Source organism: Anaerolineales bacterium (genome assembly GCA_025808555.1).
Lineage (GTDB): Bacteria > Chloroflexota > Anaerolineae > Anaerolineales > UBA11579 > JAMCZK01.
The window spans coordinates 974,785-990,950 of the sequence record CP075526.1; the positions used below are offsets into that span (position 1 = coordinate 974,785).

Genomic DNA, 16,166 nt, shown 5'->3' on the forward strand with positions numbered 1-16,166 from the left:
CGATTGTAACAAACGGCCGCTTAGCGCTGCCCCGCCAGCACGAACAACTCGCGCAGATAGCCGAACGCGGGGATGGGCAGCACCGCATGCTCGCCCGTATCCAGATCCAGCGCGGCGGCCTGGGACCATTCCTGCTGTCCTGGATAGACCACGACCAGCGTATCGGCGTCGGCGAACGCTAACTCAGCAGCCAGGCCCGGCATGCGCATGCGCTGCACCGTTTGCAGGCTGGCCAGATCGACCACATAGAGCTCGCGCTGGTTGCCATCCGGCGAGAGCGCCGTGACGGCGAACAGCATTTTGGCCTGCGCCGGGCGGGCCGCTTGCTCCAGCAGCCAGTCAAGGGCAGCTTGCAATAGGCCGCCCTGCTCCTGCTTGCCTTCGCTGTAGTTGGCCTGGCGCAACGTCTGCATGGTGGCCGGGTCAATTTCCATAATGCTGTAGTCGCTGCTATTGAGCACATACACGCGCCCATCCGGGCCGACCACCAGCCCGTTGGCCGAATAATGCTCCTTCACGGTCATGTTCAGCAACTCCAGGCTGTGCTGCTCTCCATCAGCGAGTGACACCCGCGTGAGGTAAGCCTGCATCTCATCACCAAACTCAATGCAAAGGCTCACCATGGCATGCTGGCTGGCCAAGTATTCAAACTCCACCGGGTAGCCGCGCTCGCACAGGTCGTAGCGTGCCTCATCCAGCGTTTGGCTGGCAAGGTCATAGGCGGCCAGGTTGCTGTCCTGGCGTTGATTGGTGAAATACAGCGTGCCATCCAGTACCAATACCGGTACGGGAGCGCCAGAGCTCAGATTAGCGAGAAAGTTGCCGCGCAAGGCCATTTGGCTAATGCGCTCGCCAGTAAGCAGGTCAACCACGCTCAATTGCAGCAAAGCCTCTGGCTCATATGCATTCCTCACCGGGTCCTCCACAAGGTAAGCGTGCTGGCCGTCCACCACCGCCCCATAGGAATAGCCGGTCTCCAGTGTCCAGGCAAGCTCGCCATCCGGCTGCCAGGCCACCAGGCGCGGGCCGGCGGCGCTCACCTCGCTATCCATCTGCCAGTCGTTGCTCCATAGCAGCAGTACAGGGTCGCCTTGCAAGCTCGGGGCGCTGGCGGCCGCGGTGGGCGCCATCAGCTGTGGCAGCCACAACGGCAGCGAAAAGAAGACGAGCAGCAGCGCCAGCGCGGCGGCAAATATACGCAGTGGGTTTTTCATCATGCACCTCACCTGGAATACACCGCTCATCAAATGAAGGTTCCCTTGTAACTTTTTCGGGTTGCTATGCATATACTCCAGGACGGGCAAATGGACTTTCATGAGGTGTATGAGCGCTATGCTGCCTCCGTGCAGCGCTTTGCTTACTGGCTCTGCCAGGACGAGCAAATGGCTCAGGATCTGACCAGCGAAACGTTCACCCGCGCCTGGCTGCGACTGGACCACCTGCGCGAGCCTACGCTGCGTGCATACCTCTTTGCGATCACACGCAATCTCTACCTGGCTGACCGGCGGCGGCACCGCCGTGAGGTTGACCTGCCCGAGAGTTTGCGAGCCGCCAACCAGCCGCTGCACACCATCACCGAGGCCGCCGACCATATGGCCTGGCTGCAACTGGCCCTGAGCCAGCTCAGCGAGCGGGAGCGCAGCGCTTTACTGCTGCGCTCACAGGAAGAATTGAGCTACGCCGAGATCGCCGCAACGCTCAAGATCAGCCTCTCGGCCGCCAAAGTCACTGTACACCGGGCGCGCCTAAAACTATTCATGGCACGCGCCGAACAGGAGAACACATGAACGTTGAACGCGAAGTCATTCTGGACCTGCTACCCCTCTATGCGGCCGGGGAGCTCAGCCCTCAGAGCCGGCAACTGGTTGAAGACCACCTGGCAAAGGATGCTTCCTTGCGTCGTCTGGCCGCTTCACTCACCAAAGGAGAAACTGTGGATCTTGGATTGCAACAGTTGGACCGTGAGCTGGACAACTTGCTCGAACTTAACTCGCCGAGCGACCCGCAGCAACTTGAGAAACGCAGCTTTTCACGTGCCCGCCTGCTGTCGAGCGTGCGCAGCGCACTCATCGGTGGCGCTATCTTCGCCACCCTGGCCATCTTTTTATTCTGGTTTGATGGCAACTCGGTCACCTTCCTGGCCCAGGGTTTTCCGCAACTGGTACGCAGCCTGATGCCGGTGGCGGTCGTACTCTGGGTGTCTGTGCTTTTCTCAGAACTGATCGTCAACATCGTCGCAGACCTGCTCAGCGGTTCTTCAAAGAACAAATAGCTCCAAGCCAAAAAGGCAGCAGGTGACTACTGCCTTTATTAGCTGCCTTTGGGCAGGCAATGGCATAATTGACGCGCCATGACTGCCCAAACACCTCTCCCGCCCGAAGCGCCGCTGACGCGGCGCAAGCGCGCCGTCGTCGTCGGCGCTTCCTCCGGCATCGGCGCCGCATTGGTGCGCCGCCTGGCCGCCGAAGGCTTTGTGGTCGCCGCCCTCTCGCGCAGCCCTGAGCCACTGCAGGCACTCGCCAACGAGCTTAATGTAGGCGGCGAAACCCGCGCCCTGCCTTACGCGCACGATGTCACCAAGCTCGACGAGATCCCTGCCATGCTGCAACGCCTAGTGACCAATCTTGGCGGTCTGGATGTCTTCATCTACTGTGCGGGCGTCATGCCAAAAGTGGATATCAACGAGTTTGACCTTGAAAAGGACCAGAACATGCTGTCGGTCAATCTGGCTGGCGGCGTGGCCTGGCTGGGCCAGGTGGGCGCGCTGTTCCAAAAACAGCGCAGCGGCCACCTGGTGGGCATCTCTTCCGTGGCCGGCGACCGCGGCCGCGTGCTCAACCCAGCCTACAACGCCTCCAAAGCCGGGCTGGACACCTATCTCGAAGCGTTGCGCAACCGTCTCAGCCGCCACGGCGTGCATGTGCTTACCGTGCGCCCCGGCTTTGTCGACACCCAGATCCTGGCCAATGCCCCGCGCAACTTTGGCGTCATCAGCCCGCAGCAATGCGCCGATGGCGTCTGGAAAGCCATCAAAGGCCGCAAGCAGGTTGTGTACGTGCCCGGGTGGTGGCGCTGGTTGATGCTGGCGGTGCGCAATGTGCCATCATTTATTTTTCGGAGACTCTCCTTTTGAGTTCTGCGCCCCCCCTGCTTCACAATGCAGCCGGTTTGGAGAACTTCGGCCACTCGCTCAAGCGTGTGGCCTATGTCTTTCGCCCCCAGCACACAGATGAGTTGCCCGCGCTGTTCGAGCAGGCGCAGGCCGCCGGCCTCACCATAGGCCTGCGCGGCTCGGGCCGTAGCTACGGCGATGCGGCCCTCAACGCCGGCCACATTGTGCTCGAGCTGGGTGGGCTGACCCGCATCCTTGACTGGGACGCCGAAACCGGCACTATCACCGCCGAGCCCGGCGTCACCATCGAGCAGTTGTGGCGGCACGCCCTACCGCACGGCTGGTGGCCGCCGGTGGTGCCCGGCACCATGTTCCCCACGCTGGGCGGCTGCCTGGCGGCCAACATTCACGGCAAGAACAACTGGCAGGCCGGCCCCATCGGCGAGCATGTGTTGCAATTCACCGCCCTCTTGCCCACCGGGCAGCAGGTGACCTGCAGCCCCCAGCAGAACAGCGAGCTCTTCTACGCCATGATCAGCGGGATGGGGTTGCTGGGTATCTTCACCTCCATCACGCTGCAACTCAAGAAGGTGCACTCCAGCCATGTGCGCGTTACCGCCTGGACCCAACCACACCTGGCCGGCATGTTGGCCGCGGTGGATGCCAACAAAGACGAGGACTACATCGTGGGCTGGCTGGATGCCGCCGCCCGCGGCAGTTCACTCGGCCGCGGCCAGCTGCACCGCGCCAGCTACCTGCATGCCGGCGACGATGCCCCGCAGCAGACCGAACTGGACCTGCCCGCCAGCATCATGGGCATCCCCAAAGGCGCGCTGCCGCCGCTGATGGCGCCGTTCGTCAACAATTTCGGAGTGGGTCTGGTCAACTTCGCCAAATACACCGCCGACCGTCTGCTGCTCAACAACAAGACCTATTTGCAATCATTGGTGGAATTCAACTTTCTGCTAGATTACATTCCGGGCTGGGAACGCATCTATGGACGCACGGGGCTCGTTCAGCACCAAAGTTTTGTGCCCGCCGCGGCGGCCGAGTCCACTTTCCGCCAAATTCTCGAGCTGGCTCAGCGTCACGGCCTGCCGCCCTACCTGGCGGTGCTCAAGCGCCACCGGCCGGATAAGTTCCTGCTCTCGCACGCCGTGGACGGCTTTTCACTGGCGCTGGATTTCCGCGTACCGCGCGATCCTGCCCGCCTGGTAACGCTGGCCGAAGAAATGGACGCCATTGTGCTCGCCAATGGCGGCCGCTTCTACTTCGCCAAAGATGGCATGCTCTCCGCCGAGTACACGCGTAAATTTCTGGGAGAGGATACGATTGCTGCTCTAAAGGAGTTGAAGCGCAATGCCGACCCTACCAATATCTTGCAGCACGATCTGTTCCGGCGTTGCTTTGCTGACTAGCCGATGAAGACCTGTCAGGTATATCGCCTGGGCCTGGTGGAATACAAAAAGGCCTGGAACTTGCAAAATCAACTCGCCGAGCAGATCGCCCGCGGCGAGCACCCGCCGACCTTGCTGTTGCTCGAGCATCCGCACGTGTACACCTTTGGCCGCCGCGGCCAGGCCGAGAATCTGCTGTGGGAGCAAGCCCGCCTGCAGGAGCAGCAGGTGGATGTGCACTGGGTTGACCGCGGCGGCGATGTGACCTATCACGGCCCCGGCCAGCTGGTGGGCTACCCGCTGCTGCCGCTCGGCGATGTGACGCCAGACCCGGCCAGCGGCAACCCGCGCATCCCCAAGGTCGACTACATTGCCTATCTGCGCAACTTAGAGAAGACCCTGATCAAGGCGCTGGCCCAGCTCAGCATCCCCACCGGCCAGGTGGAAGGCCAAACCGGCGTATGGGTGCAGCCGGATGTGGCCTCGCGCTGCGTGCACTGCCCGCCGCATCTGCTGCAGGCGCCCAGCAAGATCGCCTCCATCGGCGTCAAGGTCGATGCCAAGGGCGTCTCGCGCCACGGCTTTGCCCTCAATGTTATGCCAGACATGAGCTATTGGCAGGGCATCATCGCCTGCGGGCTGGAGAACCAGAACCAGATCAGCCTCGAATACCTGCTCAACGACAAGCCTGATATGGAGCGCGTGGTTCAAGAGGTCATGGCTGCCTTCAGCCAGGTCTTCGGCTACGAGCTGCAGGTCAACGAAGGCAGTCTGATAATCTAGCAACTATCCAAACAAACTTGTCAATCGTTTGATTTGACAGTCAAAACACGAATCCTATACACTCACGCGCATGGCGACAAATTTCAGTCTGGTCATCCAGGCCGGGCCAAACCCCGGCCAGCGCACGGGTCTGTCCAAAGACAGCTTTATCATCGGCCGTGACCCCGGCAGTGATCTGCCCATTCAGGATATTGAAGTTTCGCGCCGCCACGCGCGCCTTATTGCCCAGAGCGGTGGCTTCGTGCTGGAGGACCTGGGCTCCACCAATGGCACCTTCGTCAACGGCGAGCGCGTGCGTACCATCACCGTTCTGCGCCCCGGCGACGAGATCCGCCTGGGCGAAGTGGTCACGCTGCGCTACGAGCTTGACCTCAATACACTGGAGACGACACCGCCGAGCGTAAGCCCGCCGCGTCGCAGCGTGGTGCCCCCACCGCCCACAGCCAGCCTTCCATCCCTTGAAGATCGGCCGGCCGCGCCAACACCAGAGCGCCGCTCCGCTTCCGCATCGCCATCTGGCCGCCCTGCGGCCGCCAGCCAACCTCCGCTGCCGCCGCCTTCGCGGCCAGACGAGCCGGTGGCGGTGCGCATGGCGGCCGCCCGCAATTTTGTAGACCCGCTGCAATACGATGCAGAAGAGCCAGCCGCGCCGCCCACCAGCTCACGTCGCTCGCGCCGCAAAGGCCCGCGCTTCAGCAATAACATGATCCTGGGCTGCCTGGCCCTGCTGCTGCTCGGCGTCTGCGCCACCACGGCGTTCCTCTGGTACGTCGACGCCAATTTCCTGTGGTGTGATGTTTTTGGCGGAATGATCGCTGCCTGCCGCTGACCCCACGAAGAATGAAAATCGAGATGCCTTTGCGCGCATGGCTGCTGGATGGCGACCCCGCCATTCGATGGCAGGTGCAGCGCGACCTGCTGAATGCCAAACCCACCACTTGGCAGCGCGAGCGCAACAAAGTAGCCGAAGAGGGTTGGGGCGCCCGCCTGTTGGCAAGGCAGGACAAAAAAGGCACCTGGGGAGCAGGGATTTATTCCCCGAAGTACATCTCAACACACTACACTTTGCTTGCCCTCAAACGTCTCGGCCTTCCGCCCAAACACCCCCAGGCACTTAAAGCCAGTTATTTGCTGCTCAACAGCAGTCTGCTAACCAACGTGGGCAAAGACTTTCCCGAAGACACTCACCCTGGGCACCCAGACATTTGCATCGTCGGCATGCTACTGGGCATGCTCTCATATTTCCACCTTAAAGAACCCCGCCTCCACACCATGGCCGCTTTCCTGCTTGCCCGTCAGATGGCTGACGGCGGCTGGAACTGTCGCCAATGGCAGGGAGACACTCATGCATCCCTTCACACCACGTGCTCTGTCCTTGAAGGATTATGGGAGTATAAACAGGCGTTTCCAAAAAGCACATTACCTGTTGCAAAAGCCCAGTCCGACGGCCGCCAGTTCTTGCTCCAGCACCGGCTCTATCGTTCTCATCGCACCGGCGAAGTGATCAGTGAACGTTTCCTGAAGTTTCCATTCCTGCCACAGTGGCAATATGACTTCTTGAAAGGCCTCGAAGTCATTGCCGTTTCAGGCGCCAAGCCGGATCCGCGCGCTCAAGATGCTATTAACCTGCTGCTGGCCGCCCGCGACGCAGATGGCCGCTGGCCGCAGCACCGCATGCAGGCCGGCAAACACTTCTTCCAGTACGAGACGGCAAACAAGCCCGGCCGCGGCAACACCTTGCGCGCCCTACGTGTACTCAATTGGTGGCAGACAAAAAAATAACCCGCCGTCGGCGGGTTATTTTTTCTAAATATTCAGTTTCGGTCTAGTGATGGTGATGGCCCTCGGGGCCGTGGACATGCCCGTGCGCCAGCTCATCTTCGGTGGCATTGCGTAGGCCCACCACGGTGATTTCAAAGTCCAGGGTCTTGCCAGCCAACGGGTGGTTGAAGTCCATCGTGACGGTGTCGTCAGTGATCGCCAGCACGCGGCCGTACAGGTCATTGCCGTCTTCGTCCTTCACTTCCAGCTCCATGCCGATCTCCGGCACAATGCCTTCGGGGAAGTCTTCCAGCGAGATCTCTTCGATCTCTTCGCTATCGGTCAGGCCGTAGCCTTCTTCGGGCTGAACGCTTACTTTTTTGCTGTCACCCAGCTTCAGCCCAGTCAGTTCATTCTCCAGCCCAGGAATGATGTTGCGGTGGCCATGCAAGAATTGGATGGCATCATCCTTGCCGGCTTCGTCCAGCACTTCTCCATCCACAGTCAGCTTGTAAGCCATGCTGACCACTACGTCTTTGGCTACAACAGTCGGTTCGCTCATTTCGTCTCCTTGATCTACACAGCCGGATAAGCGCCGACTATGAAAATGATTCTAACATGCGCGAAAAATTAGCCTATGCTATCGTCTAGCCGCCACCTACCCAAACGGCGGATGTGGCAGAACGGGGAAATCTATAGACTCTACATTGCAGGGACACAACACATTTGTCAGCTATACCGGTTGGCTGGCAACCTTATCAATGTCCCGCTATCATGAAAGGAGTCTTATGAAAGACGCAAACAACAACCAAAGCCTTACGGGGCTCTCCAACTCGCTGGTCCAGGCCACGCAGGCGGCCAATGCATCCATCGTTACGGTGCATGCCCGCCGCCGCTTGCCCTCCACCGGCGTAGTGGTGGAGCCCGGGCTGATGCTCACCGCCAGCCACACCGTGCGCGAGGAAGCCGACATCCAGGTCACCCTGGCAGACGGCACCACCCTGGGCGCCGAACTGCTGGGGCGCGACCCCAACAGTGATCTGGCCGTGCTCAAGCTGGTTGACGCGGTCGGCACACCCGCCGAAGTCAACGAGCAGCCGCAGGTCGGCCAGGTCGCCCTCGCGCTCGGCCGCCCCGGCAGCAGCGTGGAAGCCAGCTTCGGCATCCTCAGCGCGATCGGCGGCCCGCTGCGCACGCATGGCGGCGGCCTGATCGAGAGCTACCTGCGCACGGACGCCACAGCCTATCCTGGCTTCTCCGGCGGCCCGCTGGTGGACGCTGAAGGCCGCGTGCTGGGCATCAACACGTCCGGTCTCGGCTGGGGCAGCCTGTTGGCCATCCCCGCCAAACAGGCCTGGAAGATCGCCAAATCCATCCAGCAGCATGGCGGCATCAAGCGCGGCTACCTGGGCGTGCGCAGCCAATGGGTCGAAGTGCCCAGCGAGCAAGCCAGCGGCCTGCTGATCGCCGGCATCGAGCCGGAGAGCCCCGCCGCAGCCGCCGGCCTTATGGTCGGCGACATCATCGTGGGTTTCGCCGGCCAGCCCGTGCGTGACCATGATGACCTGATGGTGCAGCTCAACAGCGGCGTGGTGGGTACGCCCACCCCGCTGGAATACCTGCGCGGCGGCACATCGCAAACCGTCCAGGTGACCTTGAGCGAGCGCGCCGAAGCGCCGCACCGCGGCCGCCCCGGCTGGGGCCGCCACGGGCGCGGTGGCAAGCGCCCGTTCGGCCGCCGCCCGTTTGGGCGTCACGGCATGCATCAACTGGCCTGGGGCCGCCGCATGCGCGGCTGGGGGCGCCGATAGCTCGGCAGCCCGAACCCTCGCTGTACATCGCCATCCTGGCCGCTGCGCCCGCACTGCGCAGCGGCCTGCGCGCGCTGTTAAGCAGCGCGGCGCACATCGGCATAGCTGCGGAGGCAGCCGCGCTTCAAACCATCCTCGACGAGGCGACCGAGCGCATTGACGTGCTGCTCATCGCCGCCGATGAACTGCCAGAACCTGAGCTTTCTCAGGCTCTGGCACAGGCTGAGTTGCCGCCAGCAGTTCTGCTGTTCAGTGAGCAGCAAGACGCGGCCCGCGGGCTGGCCGCCCTGCCAGCGCGTAGCTGGGGCTGGCTGCCGCCCGACTGCAGCGAAGACGAGCTGGCCGCCGCCATCAGCGCCCTTGCCGCCGGGCTGATCACCACAACGCCGGCCCTGCTGCCAGCCGCACTGGCGCCTGTGCCCAACCCAGACGAAGTGCTGGCCGAAGAGCTCACCGAACGCGAGCTCGACGTACTGCAACTCCTCGCCGAAGGTTTGGCCAATAAGCAGATCGCTCTGCAACTGGGCATCAGCGAGCACACCGTCAAGTTCCACAGCTCTGTCATCTACGCCAAGCTTGGCGTCACCAACCGAACGGAGGCCGTGCGCCGTGCAGCCCGTCTGGGCTTGCTGGTGCTATAGAATTTACCTATGCGCGGGATGAAGATCATTCACCTCACAACTGTCGGCCGGGTCACCGGTAAGCCCCATTGGGTGGAGCTGTACTGCTTCTTCCACAAAGACAAGCCGGTCATCATTGCTTCCTATGGCGGCAAAGATGAACACCCTCAGTGGTTCCTCAACCTCAAGGCCAACCCGGCCGTGCACGTCAAGATCGGTAAGGACAGCTACAACGCCACTGCCAAGATCGCCGGGCCAAAGCTGCGCGCCACCTTATGGGAGGAATTGAGCCAGCGCAATTCCCACTACGAGGGCTTCCAGCGCAAGACCCAGCGCACCATCCCGATGGTGGTGCTGCACCACGAGGCTGCCTGATGCGCGGCGGTGGTGGAGGCGGGGGCGGCGGCCGCGGCTGGCGCACCTTCCTTTCTTACGACGAGCAGGCGGCCAAAGCACCGATTGACCGCGAGCTGCTGCGCCGCGTATGGGCTTATGCACGGCCGTACTTCAAGCGCTTGGCGCTCATGCTGGTGGCGATCATCATCACTTCCGCGGTGGACCTGCTGCCCCCGCTGCTGTATCGCGACCTGTTCGACAATGTGCTCCCTAATCAGGACTATCACCGCCTGATGATCCTCGGCCTGCTCATGCTGGCCGTGCCGCTGGTCAGCGGCCTCATCGGCGTGGGCCAGCGCTACCTCAACGCCAGCATTGGCGAAGGCATCATCTACGATTTGCGCCAAAGCATGTACGAGCACCTGCAGCGCATGGGCCTGCACTTCTTCACGCGCACCAAGTCCGGCCTCATCATCTCGCGCTTCGAAGAGGACGTGGTGGGCGCCCAGAACGCCATCACCAGCACCGTGCCCAGCATCCTCACCAACGCGGTGCGCTTGCTCAGCACGCTGGGCATCATGCTCGCCATCGAATGGCGTCTCACCCTGATGGCGCTGGCGGTCGTGCCGCTGTTCCTGCTGCCCGCCCGCCGGGTTGGGCGCGTGCTGCGCGATGTGCGCCGCGAGGCGATGAACTACAACGCCGACATGTCGGTCATCGTGGGCGAGACGCTCAGCATCAGCGGCGCTCTGCTGGCCAAGACCTTTGGCCGCCAGCCGCAGGAGCGCGAGAAGTATCGCGGCATCAACCAGAACGTGCGCGATATTGGCCTGCGCCGCGCCATGATCGCCCGCTGGTTCTCGCTGTGGCTCGAGCTGGCTGGCTCCATCGGGATGGTGCTCATCTTCTGGGGCGGCGGCTATTTTGTGCTGCAAGGCTCTATCAGCTCCGGCAGCATCGTAGCCTTCGTGGCCTACATCTTCGGCTTGTATGGGCCTATCTCGGCCCTTTCCAACGTCCAGGTCGAATTCGCCACGTCCATGGTTAGCTTCGAGCGGGTCTTTGAATTTTTGGATCTGCCCATAGACATCCAGGACAAGCCCAACGCCAAGCACATCAAACGGGCCGAAGGCCACATCCAGTTCGAGAATGTGTCCTTCAGTTACGTCGAAGAGAATGAAGAGCCGCTGCTGAAGGTGCCGCCGCGCCGTGGCGAAGAGGACGAGGTGCAGCAGATCGTGCCCACCCGACGCTACGCGCTGGAAGATGTGAGCTTTGAGATCCAGCCCGGCCAGCTGGCCGCCCTGGTCGGCCCCAGCGGCTCCGGCAAAACCACCGCCACGTACCTGCTGCCGCGCCTGTATGACCCCACCCATGGCCGCATCCTGCTCGACAGGCATGACTTGCGCGACCTGGCCCAGGTCAGCCTCGCCGAACAGATCGGCATGGTGACGCAGGAGAGCTACCTGTTCCACGATACGGTGCGCGCCAACCTGCTGTACGCCAAGCCTGACGCCACCCAAGCCGAGATGGAAGCCGCCGCCAAGGCCGCCAACATCCACGACATGATCGCCGGGCTGCCCCAGGGCTATGACACCGTGGTCGGCGAGCGCGGCTACCGTATGAGCGGCGGCGAGAAGCAGCGCCTCTCCATCGCCCGCGTGGTGCTCAAGGACCCACGCATCCTGATCCTGGACGAGGCGACGTCTTCGCTCGACTCGCAGTCCGAGGCGTTGATCCAGGCTGCTCTGCTGCCGCTGATGAAGGGCCGCACCTCGCTGGTCATCGCCCATCGCCTGTCAACCATCCTGGCCGCCGACATCATTCTGGTGCTGCAGGCTGGCAAGCTGGTAGAGCAAGGCACTCATAAGGAGCTGCTGGCCCTGGATGGCCTGTACGCTGAGCTGTACGAGACGCAGTTCCGCCACGCGCTGGAGAGCACCGGCCAGCTGAGCGCCCGGTGATATAAGCTGTAACGCAAAGTTTGCACCCAGGTTAATTGTTCTCCCCGTAAAGTTTGCACTTTTAACTTTCCGACGAATTGGTTAAAACTTTTCGGGTTGCAAGCAGGCTTATGGGTAGCGCGAGCAATAGGCAACATTTGGAAACCCCCCAAAAAAACAATTGTGCGGGTAAGCGCTGAGACTGTAGCAGGGATGGGGAACGATGTTGGCGAATTGGGGAACGCTGTCAAGCAAGTGGGCGGCGGCACAGGCAAAAAAAGAGGCCTGATCAGATCTGGGTCTCTTTTTTTTGTCTTTTTTTGTTGTGTGGGGCGAAGCGAGGGAACCCAGATGAGTGTTGAGCATATCAGGCTTATATGGAAGATGTGACAATAAGGATTCTTCCCTGGTCAGGTTTTAGCGTTCTCGTGTAGGATGCACAAACCCGGTCAGAATGACACAGCCAACAGCTATTCCACTTCCTCCAAATGCCGTACCAGCCGCTCATATGGCTCCGGCGTCAGCCGCCAGTGGCCCACGAACGGGTTATCCAGCCCTTCGATGATAAAGAAGATCATGATCTGCTGGAAACTGATCACCAGCATCGCCAGCGCACCATAATGCGAAGTGGAGAACGGCATGAAAGAGAACGTGAGCAGCGTAAAGAACGAAGCAATGTAGATAAACGATTTCAGCAGCACCGGCAGGCGCCGCACACTTTTGTTGATGCGTTCGGTGCGAGTGCGCGCCATCTGGCGGTAGTGCTCCAGCACCTGGTTGAACACGACCGAGTCATGGTCATCATTGAAGTGGACATGGCTGATGATCTCCGCAATGCGCTCGAAGGACTTGCTGCTGCGGGTCGTGCGGTCACGCCCGCCGAGTTTGCGAAACTGGCCCTCAATGATCAACGAGGCATATTCCTTGATGGCCTCTTTGGTCTGTGCGGTCAGTTTGTCATCGCGAAAATACACCGTCAACCCATACAGCTGCTCCAACCCCTGGGCCTCCTGGTCGATCAGCTCGGCAATGTTGTTATATTGCTTCCACACTTCCAGGATCACGAAGGCGGTGAGGATGCTGTATAGCGAGCCGAAGACGGTCAGGAAGCCGCTCAGCGCGCTCGCCTCTGGAAAGAACGTTTCAGTATGGAACCATTGGCGCAGCAGGCTGAACAAGCCTGCCATGGTGACGGCAAATAAGAATGCGGTACCCAGTGTGCGTTTCATGTGTCCTTAGCTGCTCAGCGATGCATTGATCTCGATCAGGTTGCCCTCGGGATCGCGCAGGTGTGCGACGCGCAGCACCCAGGCATCCTGGTTGTGCGGTTCGGTCACAAAGTTTGCACCGCGGCCTTTGAGCTCCGCATAGGCCGCGTCCACGTCCGCCACGCGGAAGGTCAGTGCGGACTTGTCCGCGGCCTGGTCCCCGCTGCGGGCTTTTTGTGCCACACCGCCAACGCTCTGCATCAGTTCGCGCGCATACAGCCCCAAGCGGCCTGGGCCAGCCACAAATTCATAGTAGATGCCTTCCACCTTGACGGCGGGCTCGCCAAGCCCCAGCGTTTCAGCATAAAACGCGCGGCAGGTCTCAATATCATTCACCAACAAACGGGTGTGGGTCAGCTCCATGCAGACTCCTTACTTGCGCACGCGGCGCAAGAACTTGGGCGTATTCAAACTACGCTCCAACAGATACGAGACATACAGGTTCATCAGCGATTCTAGTTCAACTTGCACCGGCGGGCTGGGCTGCACCCGCCGCGCCGTGGCATAGTCGCTGCGCTGAAGGTGGCGCAGCACCTTCAGCGCCCCCAGGCTGATGCGCTGCGGCAAACTGACCGCCGCGCCTGCGGGTCTGCGCCCGCAACGCGGACACAGCGCTCCGCCAAGCTCAAACGAGAAGTATTGGTCCTCGGGCTGGATCTCCTGGCCGCAGGCGGCGCACTGCTGCAGCTGCGGGCGGAAGCCCATCTGCTCCAGCAACTTGACTTCAAAAAAGCGCACCGCCAGCTGCAGGTCTTCGCCGCCGGCCAGCCGCTGCAGGGTATCCCGCGTCAGGCGGTACACGCCGCGGTTCTCGTCGTGATCGGCGCTGAACTTATCCACCAGCTCCACCACATACGCGGCATAGCCCAGCGCCACCAGGTTGCTGCTCAACGCCGCATTCAGCTCCACCGCCTCGGCTTGCTCCACCACCGGGATCTCGCGACCCTTGCCCAGCAGCAGGCTCACCCGCGTGAAGGGCTCCAGGTGCCCGCCCTTGCGTGAGCCGGGTTTGCGCGCCCCCTTGGCAATCGCGCGCAGCTTGCCCTCCTCGCGCGTGAACAGGGTCACCAGGCGGTCCGCCTCGCCAAAATCAGCATGCTTCAACACAATGCCCTCTACGCGCTGGGTGCGGGCTTCACGTGCCATGCAAGCATTCTACGCCACGCGGCGCGTGCTATATACTGTTTGCAATCAAAGGAGATCACCATGAAACTTGGAGCGTTTTCGATCAGCCTGGCCGTGAAGGATATTAAGGCCTCGCGTGAGTTCTACGAAAAATTGGGCTTTACCGTCTTTGGCGGCAATCAGGATGACAACTGGCTTATGCTGCAGAACGGGATTGCGACCATCGGCCTCTTCCAGGGCATGTTCGAGGACAACCTCATAACCTTCAACCCGGGCTGGGACCAGAATGCCAAAGAACTGACGGAGTTCACCGATGTGCGTGACATCCAAAGCAGCTTGAAGCAAAGTGGCCTCGAGCTGCAAACCGAGGTTGACACCGAGAAAGCCAGCGGTCCAGGGCATCTTGTAGTGCTGGACCCGGACGGCAACACCATCCTGATCGATCAGCATCGCTAGCAAAACTCCTGCCTATTGGCGGGAGTTTTAGATGCAATCAATCTCGACTTAGGAACAAGACCTCGGTCCGCGCATCCTCGAAAATGCTGTACCCGCCCAAAAGTAGATCGTCTTCAAAGCTGCTGGCTTCAACCTCAGAGCGCAACACGAACCCATAGTCATACGCCACAAGCAGAAAATCCTCTAAATTGTTGCTGTAGCCAACCTGGCCAACCTGGGTATCAAAGTAAGCCTCAAAGTAGTTCTCTACACTGCCCGAATCCCTGCCAAGCATTGCGTATTCGCGGTACACACCCTGGGTTACGAAAATACTCGCGTCTCTGGGAGCAGTGATCCTCGAACCAAAGATGGTGTAGGGGGAATAGAAGTTCTCGGCATGCACGCGCGCGGTGGCGAACTCTACCGGGGCATGCAACGCCGGCAGGAACATCAGCACTACAAGCGGAGGCACGACAAGTAGCCTCCTTGAAATACCGAACAACTCGGGCAATAGCAGGGCCAATAAAACGAAGGACATTAAAAAACTCGGCAAGATATTGCTAACGAGTGTTGCCTGGGTCCAGCGCAGAGCTTCATTGACCATGGCCGGCACAATCAGGTAGTAGAGCGCCGCGCCAATGAGAAGAGACAGGAGGATCAGCTTGAGATAGCGCGCCTCATTCTTGCCGCCGCCAAAGAACTGCGCGCCCGTAATGGCGAACAGCGCAAAGCTGGGATACACGTAACGGAAGTTTTGAGGGAACGCGGCCCGGTAGGCGGTCACGCTCAAAAAGAGCACCAAAAAGATAGGCAGCAGCCAGATCATTCGGCGCGCCCAATCATGCGGTGTCTGATCATCCCACAGGGCGAGAATGGAAAGCAGGATTGGGCTAGCCAATGCGGTGGCGAGCATCACGTCGTACCAGCTCAACGGAGACCGCTCGGGGTAGACGATGGTTAGGTTGAAGCGGATCAGCTCTCTCCAGTTGTCTGGGCGCAGGCTGAATAACGCATCCCCCAGGAACCACGCATCCAACAGCATCAGTGCGGCCCAGCCCGCCACGAACCCAACCCCGGCCCATAACAACCCGCTCACTCGCGGGCGCCACCCATCGCGGTAAACATAGGCGGCCGCAAGCACAATTGGGGCAAAGATCAGACCGGATTCCTTGGTTTTAAACAGCAGCAGCTGCACCAGGCCGAGCGCGAACAAGCTCCACGGCGAACGTTTGGGCGAATTCAAGTAAAGCAAGTAAACAAAAATACCCAGGCAAAGAAACAAGACCAGGGTGAATTCAATCAATGGCGCCCCGGCCGTTGCATACAGTTTTCTTTGCGCCAGAAACAAGAGCAGCGCCAAGATCGGGGTACTAGCCTTGTTCTTAACGTTCAGAAGCTTGGCACACAGGTAAACAAGTACAGCTGTAGCAATAAATTCAAACACCCACAGCCCCTTGACCGCGCTAATTGGGTCAGGGAAGACAAAAAGGAACAGCTTTTGCAAGTACACGTGCGCATAACGATTGAGGATAGCCCCCGCCGCACGCGGAAACATGGCCACATTCAGGTACAGCA

Annotated in this window: 18 protein-coding genes; 12 read left to right on the forward strand and 6 right to left on the reverse strand. The window is 60.6% G+C overall.

The features are described 5' to 3' along the window. Positions 1-20: 20 nt before the first annotated feature. Positions 21-1,217 (reverse strand): hypothetical protein, encoded by a 1,197-nt coding sequence (locus KIT08_05160; GenBank protein UYN90625.1) that lies wholly within the window; start codon positions 1,215-1,217, stop codon positions 21-23. Between the two features lie 87 nt (positions 1,218-1,304). On the opposite strand from KIT08_05160, the gene KIT08_05165 reads away from it, so the two are divergent. From KIT08_05165 to KIT08_05195, 7 genes are all read left to right on the forward strand, one after another. Continuing rightward, a complete protein-coding gene (locus KIT08_05165) occupies positions 1,305-1,787 on the forward strand; it encodes a sigma-70 family RNA polymerase sigma factor (protein UYN90626.1) in 483 nt (160 codons plus the stop codon). Next, on the forward strand, positions 1,784-2,272 hold the full coding sequence (locus KIT08_05170) for a zf-HC2 domain-containing protein (GenBank protein UYN90627.1): 489 nt from the start codon (positions 1,784-1,786) through the stop codon (positions 2,270-2,272). Before KIT08_05165 ends, KIT08_05170 begins: the two co-directional genes overlap by 4 nt. A 78-nt stretch (positions 2,273-2,350) precedes the next feature. Next, positions 2,351-3,133: an SDR family NAD(P)-dependent oxidoreductase gene (locus KIT08_05175; protein UYN90628.1), complete on the forward strand. Its 783-nt coding sequence runs from the start codon at positions 2,351-2,353 to the stop codon at positions 3,131-3,133. Next, positions 3,130-4,530, forward strand: a complete 1,401-nt coding sequence (locus KIT08_05180) for an FAD-binding oxidoreductase (GenBank protein ID UYN90629.1) — start codon at positions 3,130-3,132, stop codon at positions 4,528-4,530. Before KIT08_05175 ends, KIT08_05180 begins: the two co-directional genes overlap by 4 nt. A gap of 3 nt (positions 4,531-4,533) precedes the next feature. Then, positions 4,534-5,292 (forward strand): lipoyl(octanoyl) transferase LipB, encoded by a 759-nt coding sequence (gene lipB / locus KIT08_05185; GenBank protein UYN90630.1) that lies wholly within the window; start codon positions 4,534-4,536, stop codon positions 5,290-5,292. 70 nt (positions 5,293-5,362) lie between these two features. Further along, on the forward strand, positions 5,363-6,121 hold the full coding sequence (locus KIT08_05190) for an FHA domain-containing protein (protein ID UYN90631.1): 759 nt from the start codon (positions 5,363-5,365) through the stop codon (positions 6,119-6,121). Positions 6,122-6,195: 74 nt separating this feature from the next. Then, a complete protein-coding gene (locus KIT08_05195) occupies positions 6,196-7,074 on the forward strand; it encodes a hypothetical protein (GenBank protein ID UYN90632.1) in 879 nt (292 codons plus the stop codon). 43 nt (positions 7,075-7,117) lie between these two features. Here the strand turns inward: KIT08_05195 and KIT08_05200 are convergent, their stop codons facing one another. Next, the gene (locus tag KIT08_05200) at positions 7,118-7,615 is read right to left on the reverse strand and encodes a peptidylprolyl isomerase (GenBank protein UYN90633.1); all 498 of its coding nucleotides are present in this window, start codon (positions 7,613-7,615) and stop codon (positions 7,118-7,120) included. Between the two features lie 226 nt (positions 7,616-7,841). Here KIT08_05200 and KIT08_05205 point away from each other — a divergent pair, with 226 nt between their 5' ends. From KIT08_05205 to KIT08_05220, 4 genes are all read left to right on the forward strand, one after another. Beyond that, the gene (locus KIT08_05205) at positions 7,842-8,864 is read left to right on the forward strand and encodes a trypsin-like peptidase domain-containing protein (protein ID UYN90634.1); all 1,023 of its coding nucleotides are present in this window, start codon (positions 7,842-7,844) and stop codon (positions 8,862-8,864) included. Between the two features lie 161 nt (positions 8,865-9,025). Next, entirely contained in the window at positions 9,026-9,505 is a 480-nt protein-coding gene (locus tag KIT08_05210) for a response regulator transcription factor (protein ID UYN90635.1), read from the forward strand. Between the two features lie 9 nt (positions 9,506-9,514). Further along, positions 9,515-9,859, forward strand: a complete 345-nt coding sequence (locus tag KIT08_05215; GenBank protein UYN90636.1) for a nitroreductase family deazaflavin-dependent oxidoreductase — start codon at positions 9,515-9,517, stop codon at positions 9,857-9,859. Then, complete coding sequence (locus tag KIT08_05220; protein ID UYN90637.1) at positions 9,859-11,784, forward strand: ABC transporter ATP-binding protein; 1,926 nt, start codon at positions 9,859-9,861, stop codon at positions 11,782-11,784. Before KIT08_05215 ends, KIT08_05220 begins: the two co-directional genes overlap by 1 nt. Before the next feature lie 449 nt (positions 11,785-12,233). On the opposite strand, the gene KIT08_05225 is transcribed toward KIT08_05220, so the two are convergent. Genes KIT08_05225 through recO form a run of 3 tightly spaced genes read right to left on the reverse strand, consistent with a single transcriptional unit; the run spans position 12,234 to position 14,177 of the window. Next, positions 12,234-12,992: a DUF4239 domain-containing protein gene (locus tag KIT08_05225; GenBank protein UYN90638.1), complete on the reverse strand. Its 759-nt coding sequence runs from the start codon at positions 12,990-12,992 to the stop codon at positions 12,234-12,236. A 6-nt stretch (positions 12,993-12,998) separates the two neighbouring features. Then, complete coding sequence (locus tag KIT08_05230) at positions 12,999-13,394, reverse strand: VOC family protein (GenBank protein UYN90639.1); 396 nt, start codon at positions 13,392-13,394, stop codon at positions 12,999-13,001. Positions 13,395-13,403: 9 nt separating this feature from the next. Continuing rightward, positions 13,404-14,177 carry a DNA repair protein RecO gene (gene recO / locus KIT08_05235; protein UYN90640.1) on the reverse strand — a complete coding sequence of 258 codons (774 nt, stop codon included), beginning with the start codon at positions 14,175-14,177 and terminating at the stop codon, positions 13,404-13,406. Positions 14,178-14,237: 60 nt separating this feature from the next. On the opposite strand from recO, the gene KIT08_05240 reads away from it, so the two are divergent. Further along, positions 14,238-14,612 (forward strand): VOC family protein, encoded by a 375-nt coding sequence (locus KIT08_05240; GenBank protein ID UYN90641.1) that lies wholly within the window; start codon positions 14,238-14,240, stop codon positions 14,610-14,612. A gap of 37 nt (positions 14,613-14,649) precedes the next feature. Here the strand turns inward: KIT08_05240 and KIT08_05245 are convergent, their stop codons facing one another. Then, complete coding sequence (locus KIT08_05245; GenBank protein ID UYN90642.1) at positions 14,650-16,152, reverse strand: hypothetical protein; 1,503 nt, start codon at positions 16,150-16,152, stop codon at positions 14,650-14,652. Between the last annotated feature and the right edge of the window lie 14 nt (positions 16,153-16,166).

Excerpts from the sequence above, each read along its gene's own strand:
- recO (UYN90640.1), bottom strand. The coding sequence starts at position 14,177 with ATGGCACGTGAAGCCCGCACCCAGCGCGTAGAGGGCATTGTGTTGAAG.
- KIT08_05220 (UYN90637.1), top strand. The coding sequence starts at position 9,859 with ATGCGCGGCGGTGGTGGAGGCGGGGGCGGCGGCCGCGGCTGGCGCACC.
- KIT08_05170 (UYN90627.1), top strand. The coding sequence starts at position 1,784 with ATGAACGTTGAACGCGAAGTCATTCTGGACCTGCTACCCCTCTATGCG.
- KIT08_05165 (UYN90626.1), top strand. The coding sequence starts at position 1,305 with ATGGACTTTCATGAGGTGTATGAGCGCTATGCTGCCTCCGTGCAGCGC.
- KIT08_05240 (UYN90641.1), top strand. The coding sequence starts at position 14,238 with ATGAAACTTGGAGCGTTTTCGATCAGCCTGGCCGTGAAGGATATTAAG.
- KIT08_05225 (UYN90638.1), bottom strand. The coding sequence starts at position 12,992 with ATGAAACGCACACTGGGTACCGCATTCTTATTTGCCGTCACCATGGCA.
- KIT08_05215 (UYN90636.1), top strand. The coding sequence starts at position 9,515 with ATGCGCGGGATGAAGATCATTCACCTCACAACTGTCGGCCGGGTCACC.
- KIT08_05190 (UYN90631.1), top strand. The coding sequence starts at position 5,363 with ATGGCGACAAATTTCAGTCTGGTCATCCAGGCCGGGCCAAACCCCGGC.
- lipB (UYN90630.1), top strand. The coding sequence starts at position 4,534 with ATGAAGACCTGTCAGGTATATCGCCTGGGCCTGGTGGAATACAAAAAG.
- KIT08_05200 (UYN90633.1), bottom strand. The coding sequence starts at position 7,615 with ATGAGCGAACCGACTGTTGTAGCCAAAGACGTAGTGGTCAGCATGGCT.
- KIT08_05160 (UYN90625.1), bottom strand. The coding sequence starts at position 1,217 with ATGATGAAAAACCCACTGCGTATATTTGCCGCCGCGCTGGCGCTGCTG.
- KIT08_05205 (UYN90634.1), top strand. The coding sequence starts at position 7,842 with ATGAAAGACGCAAACAACAACCAAAGCCTTACGGGGCTCTCCAACTCG.
- KIT08_05175 (UYN90628.1), top strand. The coding sequence starts at position 2,351 with ATGACTGCCCAAACACCTCTCCCGCCCGAAGCGCCGCTGACGCGGCGC.
- KIT08_05230 (UYN90639.1), bottom strand. The coding sequence starts at position 13,394 with ATGGAGCTGACCCACACCCGTTTGTTGGTGAATGATATTGAGACCTGC.